Origin of the sequence: Pseudomonas sp. D2002, from assembly GCF_013385735.1 — a bacterium.
GTDB lineage: Bacteria > Pseudomonadota > Gammaproteobacteria > Pseudomonadales > Pseudomonadaceae > Aquipseudomonas.
Window position 1 is genome coordinate 51,307 of record NZ_JACAPL010000010.1, and the last position, 25,669, is coordinate 76,975.

22 protein-coding genes and 1 other RNA gene are annotated in these 25,669 nt (G+C 58.3%); 9 read left to right on the forward strand and 14 right to left on the reverse strand.

Translation table 11 applies throughout. The features are described 5' to 3' along the window. Window positions 1-4 precede the first annotated feature (4 nt). A complete protein-coding gene (gene ftsH / locus HX783_RS19915; RefSeq protein ID WP_032803717.1) occupies window positions 5-1,915 on the reverse strand; it encodes an ATP-dependent zinc metalloprotease FtsH in 1,911 nt (636 codons plus the stop codon). 200 nt (window positions 1,916-2,115) lie between these two features. Then, window positions 2,116-2,766 carry a 23S rRNA (uridine(2552)-2'-O)-methyltransferase RlmE gene (rlmE, locus tag HX783_RS19920; RefSeq protein WP_032862906.1) on the reverse strand — a complete coding sequence of 217 codons (651 nt, stop codon included), beginning with the start codon at window positions 2,764-2,766 and terminating at the stop codon, window positions 2,116-2,118. A 106-nt stretch (window positions 2,767-2,872) separates the two neighbouring features. Between rlmE and HX783_RS19925 the strand changes: the two genes are divergently transcribed. Continuing rightward, on the forward strand, window positions 2,873-3,181 hold the full coding sequence (locus HX783_RS19925; RefSeq protein ID WP_017139256.1) for a YhbY family RNA-binding protein: 309 nt from the start codon (window positions 2,873-2,875) through the stop codon (window positions 3,179-3,181). Window positions 3,182-3,190: 9 nt separating this feature from the next. Here HX783_RS19925 and HX783_RS19930 read toward each other — a convergent pair whose 3' ends face one another. The 8 genes from HX783_RS19930 to grpE form a co-directional block, all read right to left on the reverse strand. Then, window positions 3,191-3,595, reverse strand: coding sequence for an MFS transporter (locus HX783_RS19930; protein ID WP_159959951.1), 405 nt, complete (start codon window positions 3,593-3,595; stop codon window positions 3,191-3,193). A gap of 28 nt (window positions 3,596-3,623) precedes the next feature. Next, the gene (gene greA / locus HX783_RS19935) at window positions 3,624-4,100 is read right to left on the reverse strand and encodes a transcription elongation factor GreA (RefSeq protein ID WP_083356716.1); all 477 of its coding nucleotides are present in this window, start codon (window positions 4,098-4,100) and stop codon (window positions 3,624-3,626) included. Then, window positions 4,097-7,318 carry a carbamoyl-phosphate synthase large subunit gene (carB, locus tag HX783_RS19940; RefSeq protein ID WP_177017994.1) on the reverse strand — a complete coding sequence of 1,074 codons (3,222 nt, stop codon included), beginning with the start codon at window positions 7,316-7,318 and terminating at the stop codon, window positions 4,097-4,099. Before carB ends, greA begins: the two co-directional genes overlap by 4 nt. Before the next feature lie 105 nt (window positions 7,319-7,423). Next, a complete protein-coding gene (carA, locus tag HX783_RS19945) occupies window positions 7,424-8,560 on the reverse strand; it encodes a glutamine-hydrolyzing carbamoyl-phosphate synthase small subunit (RefSeq protein ID WP_177017995.1) in 1,137 nt (378 codons plus the stop codon). A 259-nt stretch (window positions 8,561-8,819) separates the two neighbouring features. Further along, entirely contained in the window at window positions 8,820-9,626 is an 807-nt protein-coding gene (dapB, locus tag HX783_RS19950; protein ID WP_177017996.1) for a 4-hydroxy-tetrahydrodipicolinate reductase, read from the reverse strand. Window positions 9,627-9,636: 10 nt separating this feature from the next. Next, on the reverse strand, window positions 9,637-10,761 hold the full coding sequence (gene dnaJ / locus HX783_RS19955; RefSeq protein WP_177017997.1) for a molecular chaperone DnaJ: 1,125 nt from the start codon (window positions 10,759-10,761) through the stop codon (window positions 9,637-9,639). Between the two features lie 316 nt (window positions 10,762-11,077). Further along, the gene (gene dnaK, locus HX783_RS19960; protein ID WP_159959958.1) at window positions 11,078-12,991 is read right to left on the reverse strand and encodes a molecular chaperone DnaK; all 1,914 of its coding nucleotides are present in this window, start codon (window positions 12,989-12,991) and stop codon (window positions 11,078-11,080) included. Window positions 12,992-13,093: 102 nt separating this feature from the next. Beyond that, window positions 13,094-13,654 (reverse strand): nucleotide exchange factor GrpE, encoded by a 561-nt coding sequence (gene grpE / locus HX783_RS19965; protein WP_094951702.1) that lies wholly within the window; start codon window positions 13,652-13,654, stop codon window positions 13,094-13,096. A 253-nt stretch (window positions 13,655-13,907) separates the two neighbouring features. Between grpE and recN the strand changes: the two genes are divergently transcribed. Next, window positions 13,908-15,581 carry a DNA repair protein RecN gene (recN, locus tag HX783_RS19970; RefSeq protein ID WP_159959960.1) on the forward strand — a complete coding sequence of 558 codons (1,674 nt, stop codon included), beginning with the start codon at window positions 13,908-13,910 and terminating at the stop codon, window positions 15,579-15,581. 85 nt (window positions 15,582-15,666) lie between these two features. Here recN and fur read toward each other — a convergent pair whose 3' ends face one another. Further along, entirely contained in the window at window positions 15,667-16,071 is a 405-nt protein-coding gene (gene fur, locus HX783_RS19975; RefSeq protein WP_017139266.1) for a ferric iron uptake transcriptional regulator, read from the reverse strand. Window positions 16,072-16,169: 98 nt separating this feature from the next. On the opposite strand from fur, the gene HX783_RS19980 reads away from it, so the two are divergent. Beyond that, complete coding sequence (locus HX783_RS19980) at window positions 16,170-16,697, forward strand: outer membrane protein assembly factor BamE (protein ID WP_053258086.1); 528 nt, start codon at window positions 16,170-16,172, stop codon at window positions 16,695-16,697. Window positions 16,698-16,760: 63 nt separating this feature from the next. Here the strand turns inward: HX783_RS19980 and HX783_RS19985 are convergent, their stop codons facing one another. Both HX783_RS19985 and HX783_RS19990 read right to left on the reverse strand, forming a co-directional pair. Next, window positions 16,761-17,063, reverse strand: coding sequence for an RnfH family protein (locus HX783_RS19985; protein ID WP_177017998.1), 303 nt, complete (start codon window positions 17,061-17,063; stop codon window positions 16,761-16,763). Continuing rightward, window positions 17,056-17,490: a type II toxin-antitoxin system RatA family toxin gene (locus HX783_RS19990; protein ID WP_159959962.1), complete on the reverse strand. Its 435-nt coding sequence runs from the start codon at window positions 17,488-17,490 to the stop codon at window positions 17,056-17,058. Before HX783_RS19990 ends, HX783_RS19985 begins: the two co-directional genes overlap by 8 nt. A 166-nt stretch (window positions 17,491-17,656) precedes the next feature. Between HX783_RS19990 and smpB the strand changes: the two genes are divergently transcribed. Then, window positions 17,657-18,139 (forward strand): SsrA-binding protein SmpB, encoded by a 483-nt coding sequence (smpB, locus tag HX783_RS19995; protein ID WP_003235073.1) that lies wholly within the window; start codon window positions 17,657-17,659, stop codon window positions 18,137-18,139. A gap of 37 nt (window positions 18,140-18,176) precedes the next feature. Here the strand turns inward: smpB and HX783_RS20000 are convergent, their stop codons facing one another. Further along, window positions 18,177-18,944, reverse strand: a complete 768-nt coding sequence (locus tag HX783_RS20000) for a GntR family transcriptional regulator (RefSeq protein WP_177017999.1) — start codon at window positions 18,942-18,944, stop codon at window positions 18,177-18,179. 251 nt (window positions 18,945-19,195) lie between these two features. Here HX783_RS20000 and HX783_RS20005 point away from each other — a divergent pair, with 251 nt between their 5' ends. The 5 genes from HX783_RS20005 to HX783_RS20025 all read left to right on the forward strand — a co-directional run bounded on the left by HX783_RS20005 (window position 19,196) and on the right by HX783_RS20025 (window position 25,330). Beyond that, entirely contained in the window at window positions 19,196-20,890 is a 1,695-nt protein-coding gene (locus HX783_RS20005; protein WP_177018000.1) for a lactate permease LctP family transporter, read from the forward strand. Window positions 20,891-20,960: 70 nt separating this feature from the next. Continuing rightward, window positions 20,961-23,771: an FAD-binding and (Fe-S)-binding domain-containing protein gene (locus HX783_RS20010; RefSeq protein WP_177018001.1), complete on the forward strand. Its 2,811-nt coding sequence runs from the start codon at window positions 20,961-20,963 to the stop codon at window positions 23,769-23,771. 136 nt (window positions 23,772-23,907) lie between these two features. Next, window positions 23,908-24,186, forward strand: coding sequence for a hypothetical protein (locus tag HX783_RS20015; RefSeq protein ID WP_159959967.1), 279 nt, complete (start codon window positions 23,908-23,910; stop codon window positions 24,184-24,186). A 104-nt stretch (window positions 24,187-24,290) separates the two neighbouring features. After that, window positions 24,291-24,687, forward strand: a transfer-messenger RNA (tmRNA) gene (ssrA, locus tag HX783_RS20020). 382 nt (window positions 24,688-25,069) lie between these two features. Continuing rightward, a complete protein-coding gene (locus tag HX783_RS20025) occupies window positions 25,070-25,330 on the forward strand; it encodes a DUF6124 family protein (RefSeq protein ID WP_177018002.1) in 261 nt (86 codons plus the stop codon). The last annotated feature ends 339 nt before the right edge of the window (window positions 25,331-25,669 follow it).

Here is a 25,669-nt window from a genome sequence, read left to right on the forward strand (position 1 = left end):
AACCTTAGTGGTCAGCTGCCGGGCCGCCGATCGGGGTTTCAGGGCGTTCGTTCTGTACTACCGGCGGAGTTCCCGACGTACCCGAACCACCTTCCCAATCGCGAGGCTCACGCGGTGTACGACCCGCCATGATGTCGTCGATCTGGTCGGCATCAATGGTTTCGTACTTCATCAGCGCATCAGCCATGGCGTCCAGTTTGTCGCGGTTGTCGGTCAGGATCTGCTTGGCCGTGCCGTAGCACTGGTCAATGATGCTGCGCACTTCGGAGTCGATCAGCTTGGCTGTCTCGCCGGAGAAGCTCGCGCTTTGACCGCCACCGCCACGACCCAGGAACACTTCACCTTCTTCCTCGGCATACATCAAAGGACCGAGTTTTTCCGACAAGCCCCACTTGGTCACCATGTTCCGCGCAATCTGGCTGGCACGCATGATGTCGTTGGAAGCACCAGTGGTGACACCGTCAAAGCCCAGGGTCATTTCTTCGGCAATTCGACCACCGTACAGCGAGCAGATCTGGCTGATCAGCGCACGCTTGGAGAGGCTGTAGCGATCCTCCTCCGGCAGGAACATGGTGACACCCAATGCTCTACCACGAGGAATGATCGACACTTTGTAGACCGGGTCGTGCTCAGGCACGACGCGACCGACAATGGCGTGACCGGCTTCGTGATAAGCGGTGTTCTGCTTCTCTTTCTCGGACATCACCATCGATTTGCGCTCAGCGCCCATCATGATTTTGTCTTTCGCCAGTTCGAACTCTTTCATTTCTACGATGCGCTTGCCGGTACGGGCTGCGAACAACGAAGCCTCGTTCACCAGGTTGGCAAGGTCCGCACCGGAGAAGCCCGGCGTACCACGGGCAATCACGGCCGGAGCCACGTCGTCACCCATCGGCACTTTGCGCATGTGCACTTTCAAAATCTGCTCACGGCCACGGATGTCCGGCAGGCCAACCACAACCTGGCGGTCGAAACGGCCTGGACGCAGCAGCGCAGGGTCCAATACGTCCGGACGGTTGGTGGCGGCGATGACGATGATGCCGTCATTCATTTCGAAGCCGTCCATCTCCACCAGCAATTGGTTGAGGGTCTGCTCACGCTCATCGTGACCACCGCCCATGCCGGCACCACGATGGCGACCAACGGCATCGATTTCGTCGATGAAGATGATGCAAGGCGCGTGTTTCTTGGCCTGCTCAAACATATCTCGAACACGGCTGGCACCGACACCGACGAACATCTCGACGAAGTCAGAACCGGAAATGGTGAAGAAAGGCACTTTGGCTTCGCCGGCAATAGCCTTGGCCAGCAAGGTTTTACCGGTACCCGGAGGACCGACCATCAGTACGCCACGAGGAATGCGGCCGCCCAAGCGCTGGAACTTGCCCGGATCCCGCAGGAACTCGACCAACTCGCCAACTTCTTCCTTGGCTTCGTCGCAACCCGCGACGTCAGCCAGGGTGGTCTTCACCTGATCTTCGGAGAGCAGGCGTGCCTTGCTCTTGCCGAAACTCATCGGCCCGCCCTTGCCTCCCGCACCACCTTGCATCTGGCGCATGAAGAACATGAACACGGCGATAATCACCAGGATCGGGAAGCTGGCCACCAGGAGTTGAGTCCAGATGCTCTGCTGCTCAGGCTGCTTGCCCTCAACGACAACGTGGTTATCTACCAGGTCGCCGATCAGACCGTTGTCCTGGATTGCCGGACGGATGGTCTTGAAGCTGTCGCCATCGTTGCGCTTGCCGGTAATCACGTAGCCATCAACCGCTACGCGCTCGACCTTGCCATCCTTAACTTGCTGGATGAAGTCGGAATAGTTGAGGGTCTGCGGCTCGTTAGGGCTGGAGAAGTTGTTCATCACCGTCACCAGGACTGCCGCGATGATCAACCACAGGATCAGATTCTTTGCCATATCGTTCAATTAACTACCCTCTGAAGCAAGCTCCGCTACTGGCGCGCGCTTCGCATGATATTCACCGGCCTAACTTACTACATTACCTACAACTCTGGCAGGCGCCGTCTGTAACCCTTTGTGAAACTTTGACTACACAATATTCGTAAAGCTTCGTGTCGAAAGCGATATAAAAAAACCTATCGCCCCCCTCAAATTCCTCAAAAACGCTCTTCGCTCGCTGCCCCTTCAACACCGCGGAAGCCACGGCACAGCAGGTATTGCTCGCGAGACCTGTCCCGGGAAGAGTCAGGCTTGCGTGTTTGCACCTTGTCGAACAACTTGCGGATGTTCTTGTGGTACTCGTCAAAACCTTCGCCCTGGAAGACTTTCACCAGAAAATCACCCCCAGGACGCAACACCCGACCTGCCAAATCCAGCGCCAGTTCACACAGGAACATTGCGCGCGGCATATCGACAGCCGGTAATCCACTCATATTGGGGGCCATGTCGGAAATCACAAGGTCTACCTGCGAATTTCCCACAGCTTCAAGAATCTGTGCGAGCACGGCGTCCTGGGTAAAGTCGCCATGAACAAAGGTCACATCGGGGATGCTGTCCATTTCCAGGATGTCGGAAGCGATCAAGCGACCCTGCCCACCAATCAGACGACTGGTCACTTGGGACCAGCCACCGGGGGCCGCGCCAAGGTCAATAACGCTCATGCCCGGCCGGATCAATTTGTCCTTGTCCTGGATCTCCAGCAGCTTGTAGCTGGCCCGCGAACGGTAGCCGTCCTTCTGCGCCTTTTTGACGTAAGGATCGTTGAAATGCTCTTGCAGCCACTTAAGGCTAGTTTTGGAACGGGCCACGGGCCACCTCGAAAAATAAAACGGGTCGTGATTAACTGGGCGGTCCCGGACTCGCTCGGGTAAACTGGCCGCCGCTTTTTACAAGATCAGACGCAGGGGTCAGATTATGCCGCTCACTCAAGAGCAGAAGAAACAGTACAAATCCATTGGCCACCATCTGAAACCAGTTCTGATTGTGGCAGACAACGGTTTGACTGAAGGTGTGTTAGCCGAACTTGAACGCGCATTGGGCGATCACGAACTGATCAAGATCAAGGTCAACATCCTTGACCGCGAAGCGCGTTTGGCCGCCATTGCAGAACTGTGCAAGGTCGGCAAAGCGGACCTGGTTCAGGTCATCGGCAAGATGGCGCTGCTGTATCGCAAGAATTTCAGCGTCAACAAGCAACTGTCGAACGTACACCGCTTCAAGTAACAAAAAGGGTCACGGGCGTGCTTCGCGCGCCCCGCCACTCCATCCCGGCGCCGGCTGTATCACCAGCACCAGGCCGGAGAACCCTAGCACAAGATAGCTGAAAAGCTGCCAGCGCAACGCTTCCGGCAGCCACACATGCACCACGCAAAACATTGCGCATGCATACAGCGCCATCAACAGCAGTTGGCCGCGAATATCCCGCCACAAACTCCCCAAGCCTTCGGCCTTGATCAGCACCAGCACCTGGAGCGTCACGCACGCCGCCGCAAAACCCACCAGCAACGCACTCAGCAATCCGTCGATCTCATCGATCAGCAACGGCGCCAGGCCAATCAGGCCCAGCGTCGGCAATATACCAATGTGCAACAACCACACGCCGCCAACCCAAAGCATCTGGGCAAGCTGCCAAAGCATGGCGCCCGCACGAAGCGGGCGCCGTCTTTCAGATGTGACGAACTTCAACAATCTCGTACTCGATTACGCCACCAGGCGTTTTCACAGCCACCACGTCACCCTCTTCCTTGGCAATCAAGGCACGGGCGAGTGGCGAACCGACGGAGATTTTGCCGAGTTTGAAGTCGGCTTCGTCTTCACCCACGATGTGGTAAACAACGCGCTCATCGGTCTCGACGTTGGCGATTTCCACGGTAGTACCGAAAATAACCTTGCCGGTATGCGGGATGGTCGTGACATCGATGATCACCGCATTCTGCATACGGCCTTCGATGTCACGGATACGCGCCTCAACCATACCCTGCTGCTCGCGAGCAGCGTGGTATTCAGCGTTTTCCTTCAAGTCGCCCAGCTCGCGGGCCGTCCCGATGTCCTGGCTCAGCTTCGGACGGACGACCTTGGTCAGATGGGCGTGTTCCTCTTCCAGGGCCTTGGCGCCCTGGACGGTCATTGGGTATTTGGTCATGCCTTCAATCCTGCGTGTAGATCCTGCAAGCGACGCACGGTCTTTTCCGGACCGAACTTGAGCGCTTCGCAGATGGCTTCGCCAGCAGCAATGGTAGTGGTGCAGTAGATCTTGTGCTGCAAGGCATTACGACGAATGGAGTAGGAGTCCGCGATCGACTGGCGACCTTCGGTGGTGTTGATGATCAAAGTGACTTCGTCATTCTTGATCATGTCGACCACGTGCGGACGGCCTTCCGTCACCTTGTTCACGCGACGCACTTTCAGGCCGGCAGCTTCGATCAGCTTGGCGGTCCCGGCGGTAGCCACGACTTCAAAGCCCAAGTTGATCAGATCACGGGCCACGCCTGCAACCAGTGGCTTGTCATCATCACGCACGCTGATAAACGCAGTACCACCGGTCGGCAACACTTCGCTGGCACCCATCTGAGCCTTGGCGAACGCCTCACCGAAGGTATCGCCCACGCCCATCACTTCACCGGTGGACTTCATCTCTGGGCCCAGGATCGGGTCCACACCAGGGAACTTGGCGAAGGGGAACACCGCCTCTTTCACGCTGTAGAAGTTTGGAATGATTTCCTTGGTGAAGCCGATTTCCTTCAAGGTCTTACCGGCCATCACGCGGGCAGCGATCATCGCCAGGGACACACCGATGCACTTGGAAACAAATGGCACGGTACGCGAAGCGCGCGGGTTGACTTCAATGACGTAGATGTCTTCGCCTTGCAGCGCCAACTGAACGTTCATCAGGCCGACAACGCCCAGCTCCAATGCCATTTTCTTGACCTGTTCGCGCATCTCATCCTGGATGTGCGCCGGCAACGAGTACGGCGGCAGCGAGCACGCGGAGTCACCGGAGTGCACGCCGGCCTGCTCGATGTGCTGCATGATTGCGCCGATCACCACGTCGGTGCCGTCGCAGACAGCATCCACGTCCATTTCGATGGCGCAGTTGAGGAAGTGGTCCAGCAGCACCGGGCTGTCATTGGACACTTTCACCGCATCGCGCAGGTAACGCTTGAGCTCTTCTTCTTCGTAAACGATTTCCATCGCACGGCCGCCCAGTACGTAGGACGGACGCACCACCAGCGGGTAACCGATCTTGCTGGCTGCGCGGATGGCTTCGTCTTCGCTGCGCACGGTAGCGTTTGGCGGCTGACGCAAGTTCAGGCGCTCAACCATTTGCTGGAAGCGCTCACGGTCTTCGGCGCGGTCGATGGCGTCAGGGCTGGTGCCGATGATCGGTACGCCGGCAGCTTCCAGAGCGCGAGCCAGTTTCAGCGGGGTTTGGCCGCCGTACTGGACGATCACGCCTTTTGGCTTCTCGACGCGACAGATCTCCAGCACGTCTTCCAGGGTTACCGGCTCGAAGTACAGGCGGTCGGAAGTGTCGTAGTCAGTGGAAACGGTTTCGGGGTTGCAGTTGACCATGATGGTCTCGTACCCGTCTTCGCGCAGGGCGAGAGCGGCGTGTACGCAGCAGTAGTCGAACTCGATGCCCTGGCCGATGCGGTTTGGACCGCCACCCAGGATAATGATCTTGTCGCGGCCCGACGGCGCGGCTTCGCACTCTTCCTCGTAAGTGGAGTACAGGTAGGCGGTGTCGGTGGCGAACTCGGCCGCGCAGGTGTCAACGCGCTTGTAGACCGGGAAGATTTCCAGCTTGTGGCGATGCGTGCGCAGGTTTTTCTCGGTCACACCCAGCAGCTTGGCCAGACGCTGGTCGGAGAAACCTTTGCGCTTGAGGCGGAACATCAGGTCGCGGTCGATAGAGGACAGACCGAGGGTCTTGACCTTCTCTTCTTCCTTGATCAGATCTTCGATCTGTACCAGGAACCACGGGTCGATCATGTTCATGCCGAAGATGTCTTCGACGGTCATGCCCGCGCGGAAGGCGTCAGCGACGTACCAGATACGCTCAGCGCCCGGCACAGTCAGTTCGCGCTTGAGCACGCTCATGCTTTCCGGGTTGCTCAGGTCGAGCTTCTCGTCCAGGCCGCAAACACCCACTTCCAGGCCACGCAGGGCTTTCTGCAAGGACTCCTGGAAGGTCCGGCCGATGGCCATGACTTCACCCACGGACTTCATCTGAGTGGTCAGGCGCGCGTCAGCCTTGGCAAATTTCTCGAAGGCAAAACGTGGCAGCTTGGTCACGACGTAGTCGATCGACGGCTCGAAGGACGCCGGCGTAGCGCCGCCAGTGATTTCGTTTTGCAACTCATCCAGGGTGTAACCGATCGCCAGCTTGGCAGCGATGCGCGCAATCGGGAAGCCGGTAGCTTTCGATGCCAGCGCCGAAGAGCGCGATACACGCGGGTTCATCTCGATCACGACCATGCGGCCGGTGTCCGGGCAAATACCGAACTGAACGTTGGAACCGCCGGTTTCAACGCCGATCTCACGCAGTACCGCCAACGAGGCGTTACGCATGATCTGGTATTCCTTGTCCGTCAGGGTCTGAGCCGGAGCAACGGTGATCGAGTCACCGGTGTGCACGCCCATCGGGTCGAAGTTTTCGATCGAGCAGACGATGATGCAGTTGTCCTTTTTGTCGCGGACAACCTCCATCTCGTACTCTTTCCAGCCGATCAGGGATTCGTCGATCAGCAGTTCCTTGGTCGGCGACAGGTCCAGACCGCGAGCGCAGATTTCTTCGAACTCTTCACGGTTGTAAGCGATACCGCCACCGGTGCCGCCCATGGTGAAGGACGGACGAATGATGCACGGGAAGCCCAGCTTCTCGAGGACCGCATTGGCCTCTTCCATGCTGTGGGCGATACCGGAACGCGGGCAGTCAAGGCCGATGGACTTCATGGCCTTGTCGAAACGCGAACGGTCCTCAGCCTTGTCGATGGTGTCGGCGTTGGCGCCAATCATCTCTACGCCGAACTTTTCCAGAACGCCTTCGCGCTCCAGGTCCAGGGCGCAGTTCAGTGCAGTCTGGCCACCCATGGTCGGCAGCAGTGCGTCCGGACGCTCCTTCTCGATGATCTTGGCAACGGTCTGCCACTTGATCGGTTCGATGTAGGTGGCGTCGGCCATGTCCGGGTCGGTCATGATGGTGGCCGGGTTGGAGTTCACCAGGATGACGCGGTAACCCTCCTCGCGCAGGGCTTTACAGGCCTGGGCGCCGGAGTAGTCGAATTCGCAGGCCTGGCCGATCACGATCGGGCCAGCGCCGAGAATCAGGATGCTTTTTATGTCTGTACGTTTTGGCATGGGTTTGTCACTCAAATCCGCAGGTCAGTCGGCAAGCCGTCTTGAACAATCTTTGAAGAGCCTGCGGGGGCCACCGACATTCGGGGCCGCCCGCACGCCACTCAGTCAGCGTCGCTTGGCCATCTCATTGATGAAACGGTCGAACAGCGGCGCTACGTCGTTCGGGCCCGGGCTTGCTTCAGGGTGGCCCTGGAAGCTGAACGCGCTCTTGTCGGTGCGTTCGATGCCTTGCAGGGAACCATCGAACAGCGACTTGTGAATCGCGCGCACGTTAGCCGGCAAGGTCGCTTCATCCACCGCAAAGCCGTGGTTCTGGCTGGTGATCATCACCACACCTGTGTCCAGGTCTTGCACTGGGTGGTTGGCACCGTGATGGCCATGGCCCATTTTCAGGGTCTTGGCGCCGGAGGCCAGGGCCAGCAGTTGGTGACCGAGGCAAATACCGAACACCGGGATCTCGGTTTCCAGCACGTCCTTGATGGCCTGGATGGCGTAGTCGCACGGCTCCGGGTCACCCGGGCCGTTGGACAGGAACACGCCGTCCGGTTGCAGGGCCAGTACGTCGCTGGCCGGCGTTTGCGCCGGTACGACGGTCACGCGGCAGCCGCGCTCAACCAGCATGCGCAGGATGTTGTACTTAACGCCGTAGTCATAAGCGACCACGTGATAAGGCAACTCGCTGGCTTCGATGGTCGCATGGCTGTCGGTCTTCAAGTCCCAGACAGTGGAGCGCCACTCATACTTCTCTTTGACGCTGACAACTTTCGCCAGGTCCATGCCCTTCAGGCCAGGGAAGCCTTGCGCTGCAGCAATCGCTGCTTCTTCGGAAATATTGTCACCGACCATGATGCAGCCGTTCTGCGAGCCTTTTTCACGCAGGATGCGCGTGAGGCGGCGCGTATCGATACCGGCGATCGCCACAACGTTGTTGGCTTTCAGGTAATCGGACAGCGACATCGTGTTACGCCAGTTGCTCGCAACCAGTGGCAGGTCACGAATCACCAGACCGGCCGACCAGACACGATCAGACTCGACGTCTTCCGGTGTAGTACCGGTGTTGCCGATGTGCGGATAGGTCAGGGTAACGATCTGTTGGGCGTAGGAAGGATCGGTAAGGATTTCCTGATAGCCGGTCATGGCAGTGTTAAACACTACCTCTCCAACGGTTTGACCGTCGGCTCCAATGGCTTCGCCGCGAAAAATGCTGCCATCAGCAAGGGCGAGTATGGCTGGCTTAGTCAAGAAGACCTCCCGTAAATAAAGCCTGAAAGGGCGATCGCAGGTTGTAAAAAAGCGGAGTGACGTATGGACACGTCACCCCGCTTCTTCACTGAATTATTCTGCGCGCTTTTAGTGGACACACTAAAGCTGTAGCTTACAGAAAAAGGCTTTTTTGGTCCACCGCTAATGAGCCTTAAAGGCAGGGGAATGCGACAGGACGTCGCTTAGCGGGTAAAAACGGGGCCTCAGGATAATCCTGAGACCCCGTTTTAGCTACTGATTAGTGCAGATCCAGCACATCACGCATGTCATACAGCCCCGCCTCGCGACCTTCCAACCAGAGCGCGGCACGTACCGCCCCCTTGGCAAAGGTCATGCGGCTTGACGCTTTATGCGTGATCTCCAGGCGCTCACCTTCCGTGGCGAACAGCACGGTGTGATCGCCGACCACATCACCGCCGCGCACAGTGGCGAAGCCGATGGTGTCACGCGCACGCTCACCGGTATGCCCTTCACGGCCGTAAACAGCGACTTTCGACAGGTCACGCCCCAGCGCGTCGGCAATCGCCTCACCCATACGCAACGCAGTACCCGACGGCGCATCGATCTTGTGACGGTGATGGGTTTCGATAATCTCGATATCCGCCTCATCGCCCAGCACACGCGCCGCCAGGTCCAGCAACTTGAGCGACAGGTTCACGCCGACACTGAAGTTGGCCGCGAAGACGATCGGAATATCCTTGCCCGCCTCGACCAGCAACTGCTTCTGCTCAACGCTCAAGCCCGTGGTACCGATCACCATGGCCTTGCCCGCCTTGCGGCAGAACGCCAGGTTTTTCAGCATCACTTCCGGCAGGGTGAAGTCGATCAGCACGTCGAACTCATCAGCCACCTGCTCAAGGTTACCCGACAACGAAACACCGATACGCCCCAGCGAGGCCAACTCACCGGCATCCGCACCGATCAACGTGCTGCCTGGGCGAACGATCGCCGCGGTCAACCCGGAGGCCGGCGAGCGCTGCTGCACCGCTTCGACCAGCGTCTTGCCCATGCGCCCGGCAGCGCCCATTACGGCTATACGTCGCATACTCACTTCCTTACAGGTCGCCGAAGAAGCGCTTCACACCATCGAAAAAACCGGTGGTTTTCGGCGAATGGGAGTCATCGCCTTCCAACGAGCTACGGAATTCCTCCAGCAGTTCGCGCTGACGACGGCCCAGGTTGACGGGTGTTTCCACCGCTACGCGGCACATCAGGTCGCCAGCACCGCCTCCGCGCACAGGCGCAACGCCTTTGCCTCGGATACGGAACTGCTTGCCGGTTTGCGTACCTTCGGGAATCTTGAGCTTGACCCGACCGTCCAGCGTCGGAATTTCCAACTCGCCACCCAAGGCCGCGTCGACAAAGCTGATCGGCACTTCGCAGAACAGGTGCTTGCCGTCGCGCTGGAAGATCGAGTGCTCGCGCACATTGATCACCACGTACAGATCGCCCGTAGGGCCACCCTGAGTCCCCGCCTCACCTTCGCCCGACAGGCGAATGCGGTCACCGGTATCCACGCCCGCCGGCACTTTGACCGAGAGGGTTTTGTACTCTTCGACGCGGCCTTCGCCGTGGCAGGAATCGCACGGATCGGAAATGATCTTGCCCTGGCCATGGCAACGCGGGCAGGTCTGCTGCACCGAGAAGAAGCCCTGCTGCATACGCACTTGGCCAATACCGCCGCACGTCGGGCAGGTAATCGGCGAGGAGCCTTTCTTGGCACCCGAGCCATCGCACGGCTTGCAATTGACCAGCGTCGGCACCCGAATATTGACGGTGGTGCCGCGTACGGCTTCCTCCAGGTTCAATTCCAGGGTGTAACGCAAGTCACTGCCACGCTGTGCGCCGCCACGCTGACCGCCACGGCCACCGCCGAAGAAGTCACTGAATACGTCGCCGAAAATATCGGAGAAATTCTGACCGCCAAAACCGGCACCGCCGCCACCCATGCTTGGGTCAACGCCGGCATGGCCGTACTGGTCGTAGGCCGCGCGCTTGTTGGGATCAGACAGGCACTCGTAGGCCTCATTGGCCTCTTTGAACAGCTCTTCGGATTCTTTGCTATCCGGATTACGGTCCGGGTGGTGCTTCATCGCCAGGCGACGGTAAGCCTTTTTCAGGTCCGCCTCGCTGGAGCCACGCTCCACACCCAACACTTCGTAATAGTCACGCTTTGCCATAAGTCTTTGCACTCTTAAGGACGTTCGGCGAGACCCTCCTGAGCCTTGCCAAACTCGTTGAGCCCCAATACAGGCCCGGACCCAACTCACGTCAATTCAACGATCCTGGTCATTACTGCTTTCAGCCAGGGACCCGGCCAAAAACGCGGTGACTGTCGCCAGGAAGCAGGAGCATTCCCGATCACACCGCCAACATCCGAACCTTGTCGCATGTTGTAAAAATTCGCATACCCCAGACACGCCAACGCGGGAGCAAGCTCCCGCGCGGCGACATCCTACCAGTCACCGCTTGATAGCGGTCAACCGGGCGACCAACTTACTTCTGGTCTTTGACTTCTTCGAACTCGGCATCGACAACGTCGTCGTGCTTGGCTTCAGGCTCTGCGTGTGCCGCACCCTCTGCCGGCTGGCCTTGCTCGGCGTACATTTTCTGAGCAACCGGCGCGGAGACTTTCGACAGCTCCTCAACCTTGGCTTCGATGGCAGCCTTGTCGTCGCCTTTGATGGCGGCTTCCAGGGCAACCACAGCAGCTTCGATCGCGGTTTTCTCTTCAGCAGTCACTTTTTCGCCCGCGTCGGCGATCATTTTGCGCGTCGAGTGAACCAGGGCATCGCCTTGGTTACGGGCGGCGGCCAGCTCAGCGAACTTGGCATCTGCATCAGCGTTGGCTTCAGCATCACGAATCATCTGTTGAATTTCTTCATCAGACAGACCGGAGTTGGCCTTGATGGTGATCTTCTGCTCTTTGCCGGTGGCCTTGTCTTTAGCACCTACGTGCAGGATGCCGTTGGCGTCGATGTCGAAGGTCACTTCAATTTGTGGCACGCCACGTGGTGCTGGTGGAATCTCAGCCAGGTCGAACTTGCCCAGGGACTTGTTCTGAGCGGCTTGCTTACGCTCACCTTGCAGCACGTGAATGGTCACCGCGCCCTGGTTGTCGTCGGCAGTCGAGAACACTTGCGATTTCTTGGTAGGAATCGTGGTGTTTTTCTCGATCAGCGCGGTCATCACGCCGCCCATGGTTTCGATACCCAGGGTCAGCGGGCTGACGTCCAGCAGCAACACGTCTTTCACGTCGCCGGCCAGTACCGCGCCTTGGATAGCAGCACCCATGGCAACAGCTTCGTCCGGGTTCACGTCTTTACGTGCTTCTTTGCCGAAGAACTCGGTAACCAGCTTCTGAACCAGTGGCATACGGGTTTGACCGCCGACCAGGATCACGTCATTGATCGAACCCACGTCGATACCGGAGTCTTTCAGCGCGATGCGGCAAGGCTCGATGGTACGTTGAACCAGGTCTTCAACCAGTGCTTCCAGCTTGGAGCGCGAGATCTTCACGTTCAAGTGCTTAGGACCGGTAGCGTCTGCAGTGATGTACGGCAGGTTCACGTCGGTCGACTGAGCGGAAGACAGCTCGATCTTGGCTTTCTCAGCGGCTTCTTTCAGACGCTGCATGGCCAGCGGGTCACCTTTGAGGTTCATGCCGCTTTCTTTCTTGAATTCGTCAACGAGGTAGTCGATCAGACGAATGTCAAAGTCTTCACCACCCAGGAAGGTGTCACCGTTGGTGGCCAACACTTCAAACTGGTGCTCGCCGTCAACTTCAGCGATCTCGATCACGGAGACGTCGAAAGTACCGCCACCCAGGTCGTAAACGATCACGGTGTGGTCGCCCTTGGCCTTGTCCATACCGTAAGCCAGAGCGGCTGCGGTTGGTTCGTTGATGATACGTTTTACGTCCAGACCCGCGATGCGGCCGGCGTCTTTGGTCGCCTGGCGCTGGCTGTCGTTGAAGTAGGCCGGAACGGTGATCACCGCCTCAGTCACGGCTTCACCGAGGTAGTCTTCGGCGGTTTTCTTCATCTTTTTCAAGATTTCAGCCGAGATTTGCGGCGGCGACATTTTCTGGCCGTTTACTTCAACCCAGGCGTCACCGTTGTCAGCCTTGGCGATTTTGTAAGGGACCATCTTGATGTCTTTCTGTACGACTTCTTCGTCGAACTTACGACCGATCAGACGCTTCACCGCGTACAGGGTGTTATGCGGGTTGGTCACAGCCTGACGCTTGGCCGACTGACCGACGAGGATTTCACCGTCGTTGGCGTAAGCAATGATCGACGGCGTGGTACGCGCGCCTTCGGCGTTTTCGATAACTTTAGCAACACCGTTTTCCAGCACGGAGACGCAGGAGTTGGTAGTCCCCAGGTCGATACCGATAATTTTGCCCATGATTTACTCTCCCGAAACTTTAATTTGGTTGCCGCAGCAGTGGTGGCTAACTGCGGTAGCACTTAAACGCTTGACTTATAAATGGGGGCCTTGCGGCGGATTTCAAGCCTGCTCATCAATAGAAGGTGCAACAGGTGCAGGAGCCTTGCTCACTACCACCATTGCCGGGCGCAGCAAGCGACCGTTGAGCTGGTAACCCTTCTGGAATACTTTCAATACGCTGTTCGGCTCAAGGTCATGGCTTTCCTGCATGGCCATGGCTTGGTGATGCTCTGCATTGAACGGCTCGCCGCCTTGCGGATCGATGGCTTCCAACTGATAACGCTTCAGGGTGTCCTGGAACATTTTCAGGGTCAGCTCGATCCCTTCGCGCATCGGGCGGATGTTTTCGTCGTCCGGGTTGGACAATTCAAGGCCACGCTCCAGGCTGTCGATGATCGGCAGCAGGTCATTGGCGAATTTTTCCAACGCGAATTTGTGAGCCTTCTCGACATCCTGCTCGGCGCGGCGGCGGACGTTCTGCAGATCAGCGGCGACACGCAACGACTGATCCTGCGCAGCAGCCAATTGCTCTTCGAGCACTTGCACACGAGTCGCCAGTTCATCACCGACAGCCGAATTGGCGTCTGGAGTTTGCGTATCCTGCGTCTGTTCGTCAGCCATAGATTTCTCCTTTCAAAATCATGCGCGAACTCAACTCGCGCTTCTGTTCCGGTATATGGGGCCACAATTTCCAGGTTCAAGAGCGCAAGCGTTACCAAAAGTCTTTCACCTGCCATGGATCAATTCCTGCACGCTCATTCCCCATCGCGCTAAAAAAGCGACTCAATCAAGCAAATCGAGCTAAGCCTCAGGATTGTCAGCCCCGAACAAAACACTGTATAAATAACCAGACCTAACGCCTGGGAGCGCCGTCATGCTCGTGCACCTGTCTGTACATAACTACGCCATCGTTGAACATCTGGACCTCGAACTGGATCGCGGAATGAGCGTAATCACAGGCGAAACCGGTGCCGGCAAGTCGATCATGCTCGACGCCCTGGGCCTGACGCTCGGTGACCGAGCCGACAGTGGCGTAGTGCGCCCTGGCGCGGACAAGGCCGATATCCTGGCCACCTTCGACCTGGCGGACATCCCCGAAGCTGAAACCTGGCTGGCCGAGCGCGACCTTAATAATGAAGGCCCGTGCATCCTGCGCCGCGTTATCACTGCGGAAGGGCGCTCACGTGGCTACATCAACGGCACGCCCTGCCCCCTTGGCGACTTGAAAGCCCTGGGCGAGTTGCTCATCGATATCCACAGTCAGCATGAACACCAATCCCTGCTGAAAACCGACACCCATCGCCGCCTGCTCGATGAATACGCCGGCGCCACCGACCTGGCCCGACAGGTCCAGCTTGCCGCCCAGCGTTGGCGCCAGACCCGCCAGGAGCTGGAGCGTCTCTCCAACTCCGGCGACGAGCAGCGCGCCCGCCATCAATTGCTGAGCTATCAGCTTGAAGAGCTGGAAAGCCTCGGCCTGGGCGAAACCGAGCTGGAGCAGTTGGAGCAGGAACACAAGAACCTCACCAACGCCGAGACCTTGCTGGGCATTTGCCGCCAAGTGGTAGAGCAATGCAGCGAAAGTGATTCAGGCAATGTGCTTAACGCGCTGACGGCGAGTCTTAATCGCCTGTCCAGCGTGAACAACGCCTCCGGCTCGCTGAATGAAGCCACCACGCTGCTGACCAGCGCACAGATCCAGGTCGAAGAAGCCGTAGGAGAGCTGAACCGCTTCCTCGATCACTTCGATGCAGACCCGGCTCGCTTGCAGGAGATAGAAGAACGCCTGGATACCATCTACACCCTGGCGCGCAAGCATCGCATCCAGCCCACCGAAGTGGCGACCATGCAGCAAAAACTGCTGGATGAAATCGAAACCCTGAACGCCAATGACGAATCCATTGAGCGCCTGGGCGACGAACTCGCGTCTTTCGCCCGGCATTACCACGAGAAAGCCCGCGAACTGAGCGAGCTGCGCCAACAAGCCGCCACAAGCCTGGCCAATGCCGTAGAGCAGGAGATTCAGCGCCTGGGCATGCCCGGCGGGCGTTTCACTATCGAATTGCATGCCAACACCAGCAACGAACTGCAACCTCACGGCCTGGAGCAGGTAGAGCTGCTGGTCAGCGCCAACCCTGGCCAGCCACTCAAGGCACTGGCGAAAGTGGCGTCTGGTGGCGAGCTGTCGCGGATCAGCCTGGCGATCCAGGTGATTACCGCACAGACCTCTCGCGTCCCCACATTAGTGTTCGATGAAGTGGACGTGGGTATCGGCGGGCCGACTGCGGAGATTGTCGGCCAATTACTGCGCCGTTTGGGGGAACGCGGCCAGGTCTTGACCGTGACTCACTTGCCACAAGTGGCCGCCCAGGGGCATCAACATTTATTTGTACATAAAGTACGCGGCAGCGATGCGACGCACACCGCTGTGTCGAAGCTGAATAAGTCGGAACGCGTGGAAGAAGTGGCACGAATGCTCGGCGGCATCGACCTGACCAAAGAATCTTTGGCACACGCGAAGAAAATGGTCGTGGCAGCCAAGGCGTAACCCGACAATTTCTTCTATTTAGAAAGCACGAAGGCGACCCTAGGGTCGCCTTCAATCGTTTTGCAGAGCAAATCTGCGTCGATTTTTACTTTTTCTTACGGATGTAAAGAACCAGATTATGGTCCACCAAATCGAAACCATGCTGCTCAGCGATCTGGTGCTGGAGCTTCTCGATTTCCGGACTGGTGAACTCGATAACCTCATTGGTATCCAGGTCAACCATGTGATCGTGATGACCACCGTCAGCCAATTCGAACACCGCATGACCGCCGTCGAAATTATGACGAACCACCAGCCCTGCGGCTTCAAACTGGGTCAGCACACGGTAAACCGTGGCCAGGCCAACGTCCTCGTTAGACTCCATCAGCGCCTTGTAAACATCCTCGGCACTCATGTGGCGCTGCTCAGCAGAATCGAGCATTTGTAGAATCTTGACTCGTGGCAGAGTCACTTTAAGACCGGCTTTGCGTAGTTCGCTATTTTCAACCATGGTTAGCTTTCTCGCGGATGCTGCTTCGCAGCTTCTCTTAATACGGGTATGATCGGCGTTTACGTTGTCCCAGCCAAGATAGTGGAAGTCGCCCACCGATGCAAAACACCAAGCTCTTGCTAACCAGTTTCACCCTTGTGGGACTGCTCGCACTCGCCGGTTGTTCATTCCCCGGGGTTTACAAAATCGACATCCAGCAGGGCAATGTCGTCACGCAGGACATGATAGACCAGTTACGTCCGGGAATGACCCGACGGCAAGTACGGTTTATCATGGGCAATCCCCTGCTGACCGACACTTTTCATGCCGATCGCTGGGATTATCTCTACAGCATCCAGCCTGGTGGCGGTGAACGCCAGCAGGAGCGCGTCAGCGTCATCTTCAATGGCAATGACCAGCTTGTCAGCCTGTCCGGTGACTTCATGCCCGGCGTAAGCCGTGATGAAGCCTTGCTGGGCAAGGACAACGGCACCAACGTGACTGCGCCTGCGCAGGAAGCGGAGAAGCCGAAGTCCGAGGTTCCGGCCAAGCCTGGCTCCTTGCTGGATCAGATCCAGAAGGACGTCGACGGCGTGCAAACCGTTCCAGTCCCGACGCCACAGCCTCTGGACACCGCCCCGCAGTAATTTTGCGGCGCACAACAAAAAGCCCGGCATGCCGGGCTTTTTGTTGCCTGCCGATTGGCAGACTCAGGAATTGCGTTGCTTGGCCATCGCCGCTTTGACCGCGCGTAGCCTGCGCACTTCTTTAGGGTCTGCCAGCAAGGGCCGATAAATCTCAATACGATCACCCGGCTGCACGGCGCGCGCATCCGCATCGGTAACCACTTTACCGAATATCCCCAAGGGGCAATCAGCCAGCGTCAGTTGCGGAAACTGCGCTGCAATTCCCGACGCCTGCACCGCCGCCCTCAGGCTCGTGCCCGACGGCACCGTCACCGCCAACAGGACCTGGCGATCCTCAGCGGCATACACCACTTCAATCTCAACCATGCAGTTGCTTGGCCCGCTGACAAAATGCATCCACCAACGTATTGGCAGCCTGATTGAACAAAGGCCCCAACGTCGCCCGCACGATGGGCCCCGCGTAATCAAAGGACAAATCGAGGCTTATCTTGCAGGCCTTGTCAGTCAACGCCTTGAATACCCACACACCGTGCAGTTGCGTGAACGGCCCTTCCTGCAGGTTCATTTCAATGGATTGCCCAGGCACCAGGATATTGCGCGTAACAAAATGCTGACTCATACCCGCCTTGGCGACGCCGACACTGGCAACCATATGCTCGTCGCTGCTCTCCAGCACCTCGGCGGCAGAGCACCACGGCAGGAATTCCGGGTAACGCGCCACGTCGTTGACCAGGTCATAGAGCGCCTGTGCCGGATAAGGCAGTAAGGCCGAACGTTGAATGTGCGTCGTCATGTGCGCGTTACTTCCACTGCTGAGGCAAACATCGCGAAAGAACAGCCCAATCCGCGAGAGAAAAAAACCGAAGAACTGCCGGTATTGTCCGGGATTCGTCCAACACGCTCAAGCACGCAGGTTGACCGTAGCCGACACGCTCGCAACTCCCTATAATGCCGCCCCTATGGCTAAACAAAAGAAACACCCCACAGGGACCATCGCGCAAAATAAAAAGGCGCGACACGATTACTTCATCGAACATCGGTTCGAGGCTGGTCTGGTCCTGGCCGGCTGGGAAGTAAAAAGTCTGCGCGCCAGCAAGCTGCAACTGGTCGACAGCTACGTATTGCTCAAAGATGGCGAGGCCTGGCTGCTCGGCAGTCATATCACCCCGCTGACCACCGCGAGCACCCACGTGATTGCCGACCCGGTGCGCACGCGCAAGCTATTGCTCAATGCACGCGAACTGGAAAAGCTCGCCGCCGCCGTACAGCAGAAAGGCTATGCCTGCATCTGCCTGTCCTGGTATTGGAGCAAGCACTTGGTCAAGTGTGAGATCGCACTGGGCAAGGGTAAAAAGGAATACGACAAGCGCGATACCGAGCGTGAACGCGACTCCAACCGTGAGCTGCATCGCGCCGTGCGCAACAAGGGCAAGGAAGACTAGCCCTTGTGACGATGTAGCCTGGGGTGAACACCCCGGGCTACATGCCTTTACGTCGCTCCGCCCGAGCCACGCGCTGAACTTCCTGACGCACTTCTTCCAACACTTCCTGCACATACAGCAGGTGACGTGTTGAGACTTCTCGCGCCTGCTCGGCCCGCCCCTCAATAATCGCCAGGTACAAATCCCGATGCTGACTGATCAGCATGTCGCGGGTTTCTGTGCGCTGCTGGTACATGCCGCCGATGTTGGTCACCACATTACGCTTGAGCAGGTCGAACAACCCGCGAATGGTGTGCAGCAACACGGCGTTATGACTGGCCTCGGCAATGGCCAAGTGAAACCGCGCATCCGCCGCGCCCTCTTCCGCCCGGCTCACTTCATCAACGCGCGTGTAGCAATCCTGTAACGCCTCAAACGCTGCGGTCAAACGCTCGCGGTCGACCTCCGTGGCGCGCTGCGCGGCGTAATACGCACATGACGCTTCAAGGGTCTGGCGAAACTCCAGCAGATCACGCTGAGCCTCGGGGTTATTTTCCAGAAGGTGCAGCAGCGGGTCACTGAACGTCGACCCCAAGGAATCCGCCACATAGTTGCCGCCGCCCTGGCGGCTGACCAGCAACCCCTTGGCCGCCAGCTTCTGGATCGCCTCACGCAACGATGGGCGCGACACGCCAAACTGCTCGGCCAGAGCGCGCTCGGCCGGCAAGCGCTCGCCCGACTTCAGCGTGCCCTCAAGGATCATGCCCTCAAGCTGCTCGACGATATCGTCAGACAAACGGCGCTGACGCACCTGATCAAACCCCATAACTCACTCTCCACAATCCCGACCACTCGCCGGGCCCTCTATTCTGGCCTATCCCCGCGCTTGCAGCACCTATCAGAACGCCTTCGATTGATCAGACCAGATCCCCTCGCCGCCTCACCAGCGCCTCATATTTCGCGAGCGGCAAATTGACACACCCCACCCAAGGCTTTTACTCTAGCCGACAGCGACTGTAAATTGGTATTACCAATTATCCAAGCTGACCAAACAACAACAATCAGGGGCCACCCCATATGCAAACCTGGCAACAGCTCTACAGCCCTCTCGGCAGCCTCGGCCTGTCCGCACTGGCCGCCGTTATTCCGATCGTGTTCTTCTTCCTCGCGCTGGCGGTTTTTCGGCTCAAAGGCCACGTCGCCGGCAGCATCACCTTGGCGCTGTCGATCCTGGTAGCGATCTTTGCCTTCCAGATGCCCGTGGACATGGCGCTGGCTGCTGCCGGTTATGGATTTGCCTACGGCCTGTGGCCTATCGCGTGGATCATCGTTGCGGCCGTATTCCTTTACAAACTGACGGTCAAGAGCGGCCAGTTCGAGATCATCCGCAGCTCGGTTTTGTCGATCACCGACGACCAACGCTTGCAGGTCTTGCTGATCGGCTTTTGCTTCGGCGCTTTCCTGGAAGGTGCCGCCGGTTTCGGTGCACCCGTGGCCATCACTGCTGCACTGCTGGTCGGCCTGGGTTTCAACCCACTGTACGCCGCCGGCCTATGCCTGATCGCCAACACCGCGCCAGTGGCCTTCGGCGCACTGGGCATTCCGATCATTGTCGCCGGGCAAGTCACCGGCATCGACGCGTTTAAAATCGGCGCCATGACCGGTCGCCAGCTGCCACTGCTGTCGCTGTTCGTGCCGTTCTGGCTGGTGTTCATGATGGACGGCCTGCGCGGCGTTCGCGAAACCTGGCCAGCCGCACTGGTGGCCGGCCTGAGCTTTGCCGTCACTCAATACTTCACTTCCAACTTCATCGGCCCGGAACTGCCGGACATCACCTCAGCCCTGGCCAGCCTGATTGCCCTGACGCTGTTCCTGAAAGTCTGGCAACCCAAGCGCACCGCGGGCGCGCAGATTGCCGGCGCCACGTCCAGCGCCGTGGTTACCGCCAGTGTCGGCGGCTTTGGTCAGCCGCGCCAAACGGTCGCTTCGCCCTACAGCCTGGGGCAAATTTTCAAGGCCTGGTCGCCGTTCCTGATCCTGACCGTATTGGTCACCATCTGGACGCTCAAGCCGTTCAAGGCGATGTTCGCGGCGGGCGGTTCGATGTACAGCTGGGTCTTCAACTTTGCGATCCCGCACCTGGATCAATTGGTGATCAAAGTCGCCCCCATCGTTACCAACCCGACGGCAATCCCAGCCGTGTTCAAGCTGGACCCGATTTCAGCCACCGGCACCGCAATTTTCTTTTCCGCACTGGTTTCGATGCTGGTGCTTAAAATCGACGTTAAAACTGGTCTTACCACTTTAAAAGAGACCTTCTACGAGCTGCGCTGGCCGATTCTGTCGATCGGCATGGTGCTGGCGTTCGCCTTCGTCACCAACTACTCCGGCATGTCCTCGACCATGGCACTGGTGTTGGCTGGCACCGGCGCGGCTTTCCCGTTCTTCTCGCCTTTCCTCGGCTGGCTGGGGGTTTTCCTGACGGGCTCCGACACCTCGTCCAACGCCCTGTTCAGCTCGCTGCAAGCCACCACCGCGCACCAGATCGGCGTCAACGACGTGTTGTTGGTTGCCGCCAATACCAGCGGCGGCGTGACCGGCAAGATGATCTCGCCGCAGTCGATTGCCGTGGCCTGTGCGGCTACCGGCCTGGTCGGCAAAGAATCTGATCTGTTCCGCTTTACCCTCAAGCACAGCCTGTTCTTCGCCACCATCGTCGGGCTGATCACGCTGGCGCAGGCCTACTGGTTCACCGGTATGCTGGTGCACTGAGACCTGCACGCAATAGGGTAAGAATCGACGCCGGACAACCATGCCGGCGTCTGCTATTTCTGGAGGACCGATGAGCCTGCCTGCTGCTTTCCTGAGCGACGTCGCACAACTGATCCCGAAAGATCGCCGCTTCGACGATCCACTTTCCACCCTCGCTTTCGGCACCGACGCCAGCTTTTACCGACTCATCCCACAGCTGGTGATTCGCGTCGAGTCGGAAGACGAAGTGGTGGCGCTGCTGCAATTGGCCCAGCGTGATCGCGTGTCCGTCACCTTCCGCGCGGCGGGCACCAGCTTGTCCGGTCAAGCCATCAGCGACTCGGTGCTGATCGTGCTGGGTGACAACTGGAATGGCCGCGAGATTCGCGGCCAAGGCACGCAGATTCGCCTGCAACCCGGCGTGATCGGCGCACAGGCCAATGCCTGGCTCGCACCGTTCGGGCGCAAGATCGGGCCGGACCCGGCGTCGATCAATGCGTGCAAAATCGGTGGCATCGTCGCCAACAACGCCAGCGGCATGTGCTGTGGCACGGCGCAAAACACCTACCACACCCTGGCCGGTATTCGCCTGGTACTGGCTGACGGCAGCCGCCTGGATACCGAAGACGCCGCCAGCGTCAGCGCGTTTCGCAACCAACACGGCGCGCTGCTTGAGCGCCTGGCCACTCTCGGCCGCGAGACGCGGGCAAACGCTGAATTGGCCGCCAAAATCCGCCACAAATACCGTCTGAAAAATACCACCGGCCTGTCACTCAATGCCTTGGTGGATTTTGACGAGCCCCTGGATATCCTCAGCCACCTGCTGGTGGGTTCCGAAGGCACCTTGGGCTTTATCAGTGCGGTGACGTACGACACGGTGATTGATCACCCGAACAAAGCCTCGGCGCTAATTGTGTTTCCGGATGTCGAGACCTGCTGCAACGCCGTTACGGTGCTCAAGACCCAACCGGTCTCGGCCGTCGAGCTGCTCGACCGGCGCAGCATGCGCTCGGTACAGGACAAACCGGGCATGCCCGCTTTCGTACAGCAGCTATCGGAAAATGCCTGCGCGCTGCTGATTGAATCCCGCGCCGCGTCGCCGTCATTGCTGCACGAACAACTGGCGCTGATCATGGCATCACTGGCGCCGTTCCCTGTGGAAAAACAGGTCGATTTCACCGAAGACCCAACCGAAAACGCGCGCCTGTGGGCCATCCGCAAAGACACCTTCCCCGCCGTCGGCGCCGTGCGTAAAACCGGCACCACGGTGATCATCGAAGACGTGACCTTCCCGGTCGAGCAGTTGGCCATCGGCGTGAACCGCCTGATCGAGCTGTTCGACAAACATCACTACGACGAAGCCATCCTTTTCGGACACGCCCTGGAAGGCAATCTGCATTTTGTGTTCACCCAGGGCTTCAACAGCAGCGAAGAAGTCGCACGCTACCAAGCATTCATGGACGACGTAGCTCAGTTGGTCGCGGTGGAGTTCGGCGGTTCGTTGAAAGCCGAGCACGGCACCGGCCGCAACATGGCGCCGTACGTCGAGCTGGAATGGGGCAGCGACGCGTATCAGTTGATGTGGCAGCTCAAACGCCTGCTCGATCCGAACGGCATTCTCAACCCCGACGTGGTGCTTAGCGAAGACCCGCAAATTCACTTAAAACATCTCAAGCCATTGCCTGCCGCCGATGAGATTGTGGATAAGTGCATCGAGTGCGGTTTCTGCGAGCCGGTCTGCCCATCGAAGGGCCTGACCTTGAGCCCGCGCCAGCGCATCGTGATCTGGCGCGACATTCAGGCGAAGAAACGCGCAGGCGTCGACACCACCGAATTGGAAGCGGCCTACCACTACCAAGGCATCGACACCTGCGCCGCCACCGGGTTGTGCGCGCAACGCTGCCCTGTAGGCATCAATACCGGCGACCTGGTGAAAAAGCTGCGCGCACGTGATGCCGACCGTACGAAAACTGCCGACTGGCTGGCCAGCCATTTCGCCACCGCGCTGCAAGGTGCGCGGTTTACCCTGCATGTCGCCAATGGCGCGCGCATGCTCCTGGGCGCGCCGCGCCTGGCCAAGTTGTCAGCAACGGTGACCAAACTGTCCAAGGGGCAAATCCCGCAGTGGACCAGCGCCATGCCGCAGCCGGAAAAAGCCATTCGCTTCAGCCCGGCCGTGGCCGATGAGCGACCACGGGTGGTCTACCTCGCAGCTTGCGTCTCACGCGCCATGGGCCCGGCGGCGGGTGATAACGAGCAGATGTCGCTGTACGACAAAACCCGTGGCCTGTTGGAAAAAGCCGGCTACCAAGTCGTGTTCCCCGACAACCAGGACAGCCTGTGCTGCGGCCAGCCCTTCGCCTCCAAAGGCTATGCCGAACAGGCCGAACACAAACGCCAGGAACTGATCGGCGCCCTGCTCCACGCCAGCCGTGGCGGCCTCGACCCGATCTATTGCGACACCAGCCCGTGCACCCTGCGATTGGTGCAAGACCTCGCCGAAACCCGCCTGGACCTCTACGACCCGGTAAGGTTTATCCGCACGCATCTGATGGACCGCCTCGACTTTACGCCGCAAGAAGCCCCCATCGCCGTGCACGTCACCTGCAGCACCCAGCACTTGGGCGAAAGCCAGGCATTGATTGATCTCGCGCGGCGCTGCTCAAAAAATGTGGTGATCCCGGAAGGCATCCACTGCTGCGGCTTTGCCGGCGACAAAGGCTTTACCACGCCGGAACTCAACGCCCATTCACTGCGCTCACTCAAGGACGCGGTGCAATATTGCAGCGAAGGCATCTCCACCAGCCGCACGTGCGAGATCGGCCTGAGCCAGCATGGAGGCATTGATTATCATGGCTTGGTGTACCTCGTGGACCGGGTTACCCAGGCGCGGGCGCATTAAATAGCCAATGAAACCGAACCCCTGCGCGCCGGCGTAGTCATCTGCATAGGCCTCGTTGAACGAGGCTCATCAGTGATGTCACTGGCAGCCCTTGATCGCCAGTAGCGTCGAGCCCTTTTTCGCAAGGAGATACCCTATGAAGCGTTCCGCTCTTGCTGGCTTGTTCATTACCGCTGCGATGATGGCCGCCCCTGTGTTTGCAGCCGGTGACAAAGACCTCTGCCAGATCAACCTGGACAAAATCAACAATGGTAAAGCGCTGCTCGCCACCGACACCAGCGGTAAAAGCGGCGAGATTGACACTGCGGTCTCCCAGGCAAAGGCTGCCCACGCGGCCGGCGATGACAAGAAGTGCATCGAGATCACCTCCAAAGCCATCCAGGATTTGCAGAACAGCGAGAAAGGCGGCCAGTAAGCCCCTGACTGGCTCGCGGCCAACCTTCGGGTTGGCCTTCTGCGAACGTTTGGCGTACACTGCACAGGCTTGTCACTCACTAAGAAACAACGAGTTACAAGCACGGGGCCGTTTAGGATTCGACGCCGGTCGCGAAACTTTAGGTGCATGCCGAGTTGGTAACAGAACTCGTAAATCCACTGTTGCAACTTCTTATAGTTGCCAATGACGAAAACTACGGCCAGGAATTCGCTCTCGCTGCGTAAGCAGCCTTAGCCCTGAGCTTCTGGTACCTTCGGGTCCAGCAATCACCAGGGGATGTCTGTAAACCCAAAGTGATTGTCATATAGAACAGAATCGCCGTGCAGTACGTTGTGGACGAAGCGGCTAAAACTTACACAACTCGCCCAAAGCACCCTGCCCTTCGGGTCGCTGAGGGTTAACTTAATAGAAACGGCTACGCATGTAGTACCGACAGCGGAGTACTGGCGGACGGGGGTTCAAATCCCCCCGGCTCCACCACTTCGAAGCATCGACAGAACCCGCCTAGTGCGGGTTTTGTTGTTTCTGGGGTTTGGAAAACCCGGCCGGTGGGCCTTCGGAATTTTCCTTCAACATATCGCGCTGTTGGTGAACTGGCGTAACCCCATCCACAACGCTAACTTTTCCCCCGTCGCTGCCTATCAGCGACCGGCTTTGACAGGCCGAAAAGTGTAACCTTTCACACCCCTTGATTTAGCGGCATGCTTTGCATGTTCCGTCTCGTTCATGGCGGCTGTGCGTGGGGCATCTTCGGGTGCGCCGGGTTCCTACACTTCCGGTCTGTCAACCCGCGTACAGCTGCCACCCAATCCTGTTTGACAGCAGGGGGCGGTAGCTCCTTAAACAGTGTGGGAGCTTCATCATGAAAAAAATCACCCCCAATCCCCCAACAACCCTCTTCACCCTCGCCTCAGACATTCCGACAGAAACCCTGCTGATCCAAGCCAGCGAAACCCTCGCTTCGCTGAACGCCATCACCACCGATCTTGCCTTCGAACTCGGAGGTGCACACCGTCAAAAGCTATTGGCCAGCCAACAATTAATCGTGTTGGGTGAACTACTCGTCGAAAGTTTATTGAACACGCTTGCGCCCACTAACGACGCACAATCGTCTCCGCAGTAGCAAAACCCAAAAGGGCCGAGTCGCTTTACAGCAACCCGGCCTTAAGAAATCTCCGCACGCGACGCCCATCGAGATAATCGTGGCCTAAACATGAAGGATCCCCAATTTTTCTTACCAAAAATCGATAAATTGGAAAATTTAAAACACCTTCATGAGTCGGCAATTTAGGTTGCACCACACAAAAAAGACCCAAATCCATGGAAGCCGTCGGATACTTATACAGATCTATCAGGGGCTGATCCTATTTCACTTGCGGATCACCAGCCCAGTCAGGCGTTAGGTTTGCAGTACTCGACCGTCCGCATATGCTTACCCAACAGCTTGGCCGTATCAAAATCT

Excerpts from the sequence above, each read along its gene's own strand:
- ftsH (WP_032803717.1), bottom strand. The coding sequence starts at position 1,915 with ATGGCAAAGAATCTGATCCTGTGGTTGATCATCGCGGCAGTCCTGGTG.
- HX783_RS19925 (WP_017139256.1), top strand. The coding sequence starts at position 2,873 with ATGCCGCTCACTCAAGAGCAGAAGAAACAGTACAAATCCATTGGCCAC.
- HX783_RS19930 (WP_159959951.1), bottom strand. The coding sequence starts at position 3,595 with ATGCTTTGGCAGCTTGCCCAGATGCTTTGGGTTGGCGGCGTGTGGTTG.
- greA (WP_083356716.1), bottom strand. The coding sequence starts at position 4,100 with ATGACCAAATACCCAATGACCGTCCAGGGCGCCAAGGCCCTGGAAGAG.
- carB (WP_177017994.1), bottom strand. The coding sequence starts at position 7,318 with ATGCCAAAACGTACAGACATAAAAAGCATCCTGATTCTCGGCGCTGGC.
- dapB (WP_177017996.1), bottom strand. The coding sequence starts at position 9,626 with ATGCGACGTATAGCCGTAATGGGCGCTGCCGGGCGCATGGGCAAGACG.
- dnaJ (WP_177017997.1), bottom strand. The coding sequence starts at position 10,761 with ATGGCAAAGCGTGACTATTACGAAGTGTTGGGTGTGGAGCGTGGCTCC.
- dnaK (WP_159959958.1), bottom strand. The coding sequence starts at position 12,991 with ATGGGCAAAATTATCGGTATCGACCTGGGGACTACCAACTCCTGCGTC.
- grpE (WP_094951702.1), bottom strand. The coding sequence starts at position 13,654 with ATGGCTGACGAACAGACGCAGGATACGCAAACTCCAGACGCCAATTCG.
- recN (WP_159959960.1), top strand. The coding sequence starts at position 13,908 with ATGCTCGTGCACCTGTCTGTACATAACTACGCCATCGTTGAACATCTG.
- fur (WP_017139266.1), bottom strand. The coding sequence starts at position 16,071 with ATGGTTGAAAATAGCGAACTACGCAAAGCCGGTCTTAAAGTGACTCTG.
- HX783_RS19980 (WP_053258086.1), top strand. The coding sequence starts at position 16,170 with ATGCAAAACACCAAGCTCTTGCTAACCAGTTTCACCCTTGTGGGACTG.
- HX783_RS19985 (WP_177017998.1), bottom strand. The coding sequence starts at position 17,063 with ATGGTTGAGATTGAAGTGGTGTATGCCGCTGAGGATCGCCAGGTCCTG.
- HX783_RS19990 (WP_159959962.1), bottom strand. The coding sequence starts at position 17,490 with ATGACGACGCACATTCAACGTTCGGCCTTACTGCCTTATCCGGCACAG.
- smpB (WP_003235073.1), top strand. The coding sequence starts at position 17,657 with ATGGCTAAACAAAAGAAACACCCCACAGGGACCATCGCGCAAAATAAA.
- HX783_RS20000 (WP_177017999.1), bottom strand. The coding sequence starts at position 18,944 with ATGGGGTTTGATCAGGTGCGTCAGCGCCGTTTGTCTGACGATATCGTC.
- HX783_RS20005 (WP_177018000.1), top strand. The coding sequence starts at position 19,196 with ATGCAAACCTGGCAACAGCTCTACAGCCCTCTCGGCAGCCTCGGCCTG.
- HX783_RS20010 (WP_177018001.1), top strand. The coding sequence starts at position 20,961 with ATGAGCCTGCCTGCTGCTTTCCTGAGCGACGTCGCACAACTGATCCCG.
- HX783_RS20015 (WP_159959967.1), top strand. The coding sequence starts at position 23,908 with ATGAAGCGTTCCGCTCTTGCTGGCTTGTTCATTACCGCTGCGATGATG.
- HX783_RS20025 (WP_177018002.1), top strand. The coding sequence starts at position 25,070 with ATGAAAAAAATCACCCCCAATCCCCCAACAACCCTCTTCACCCTCGCC.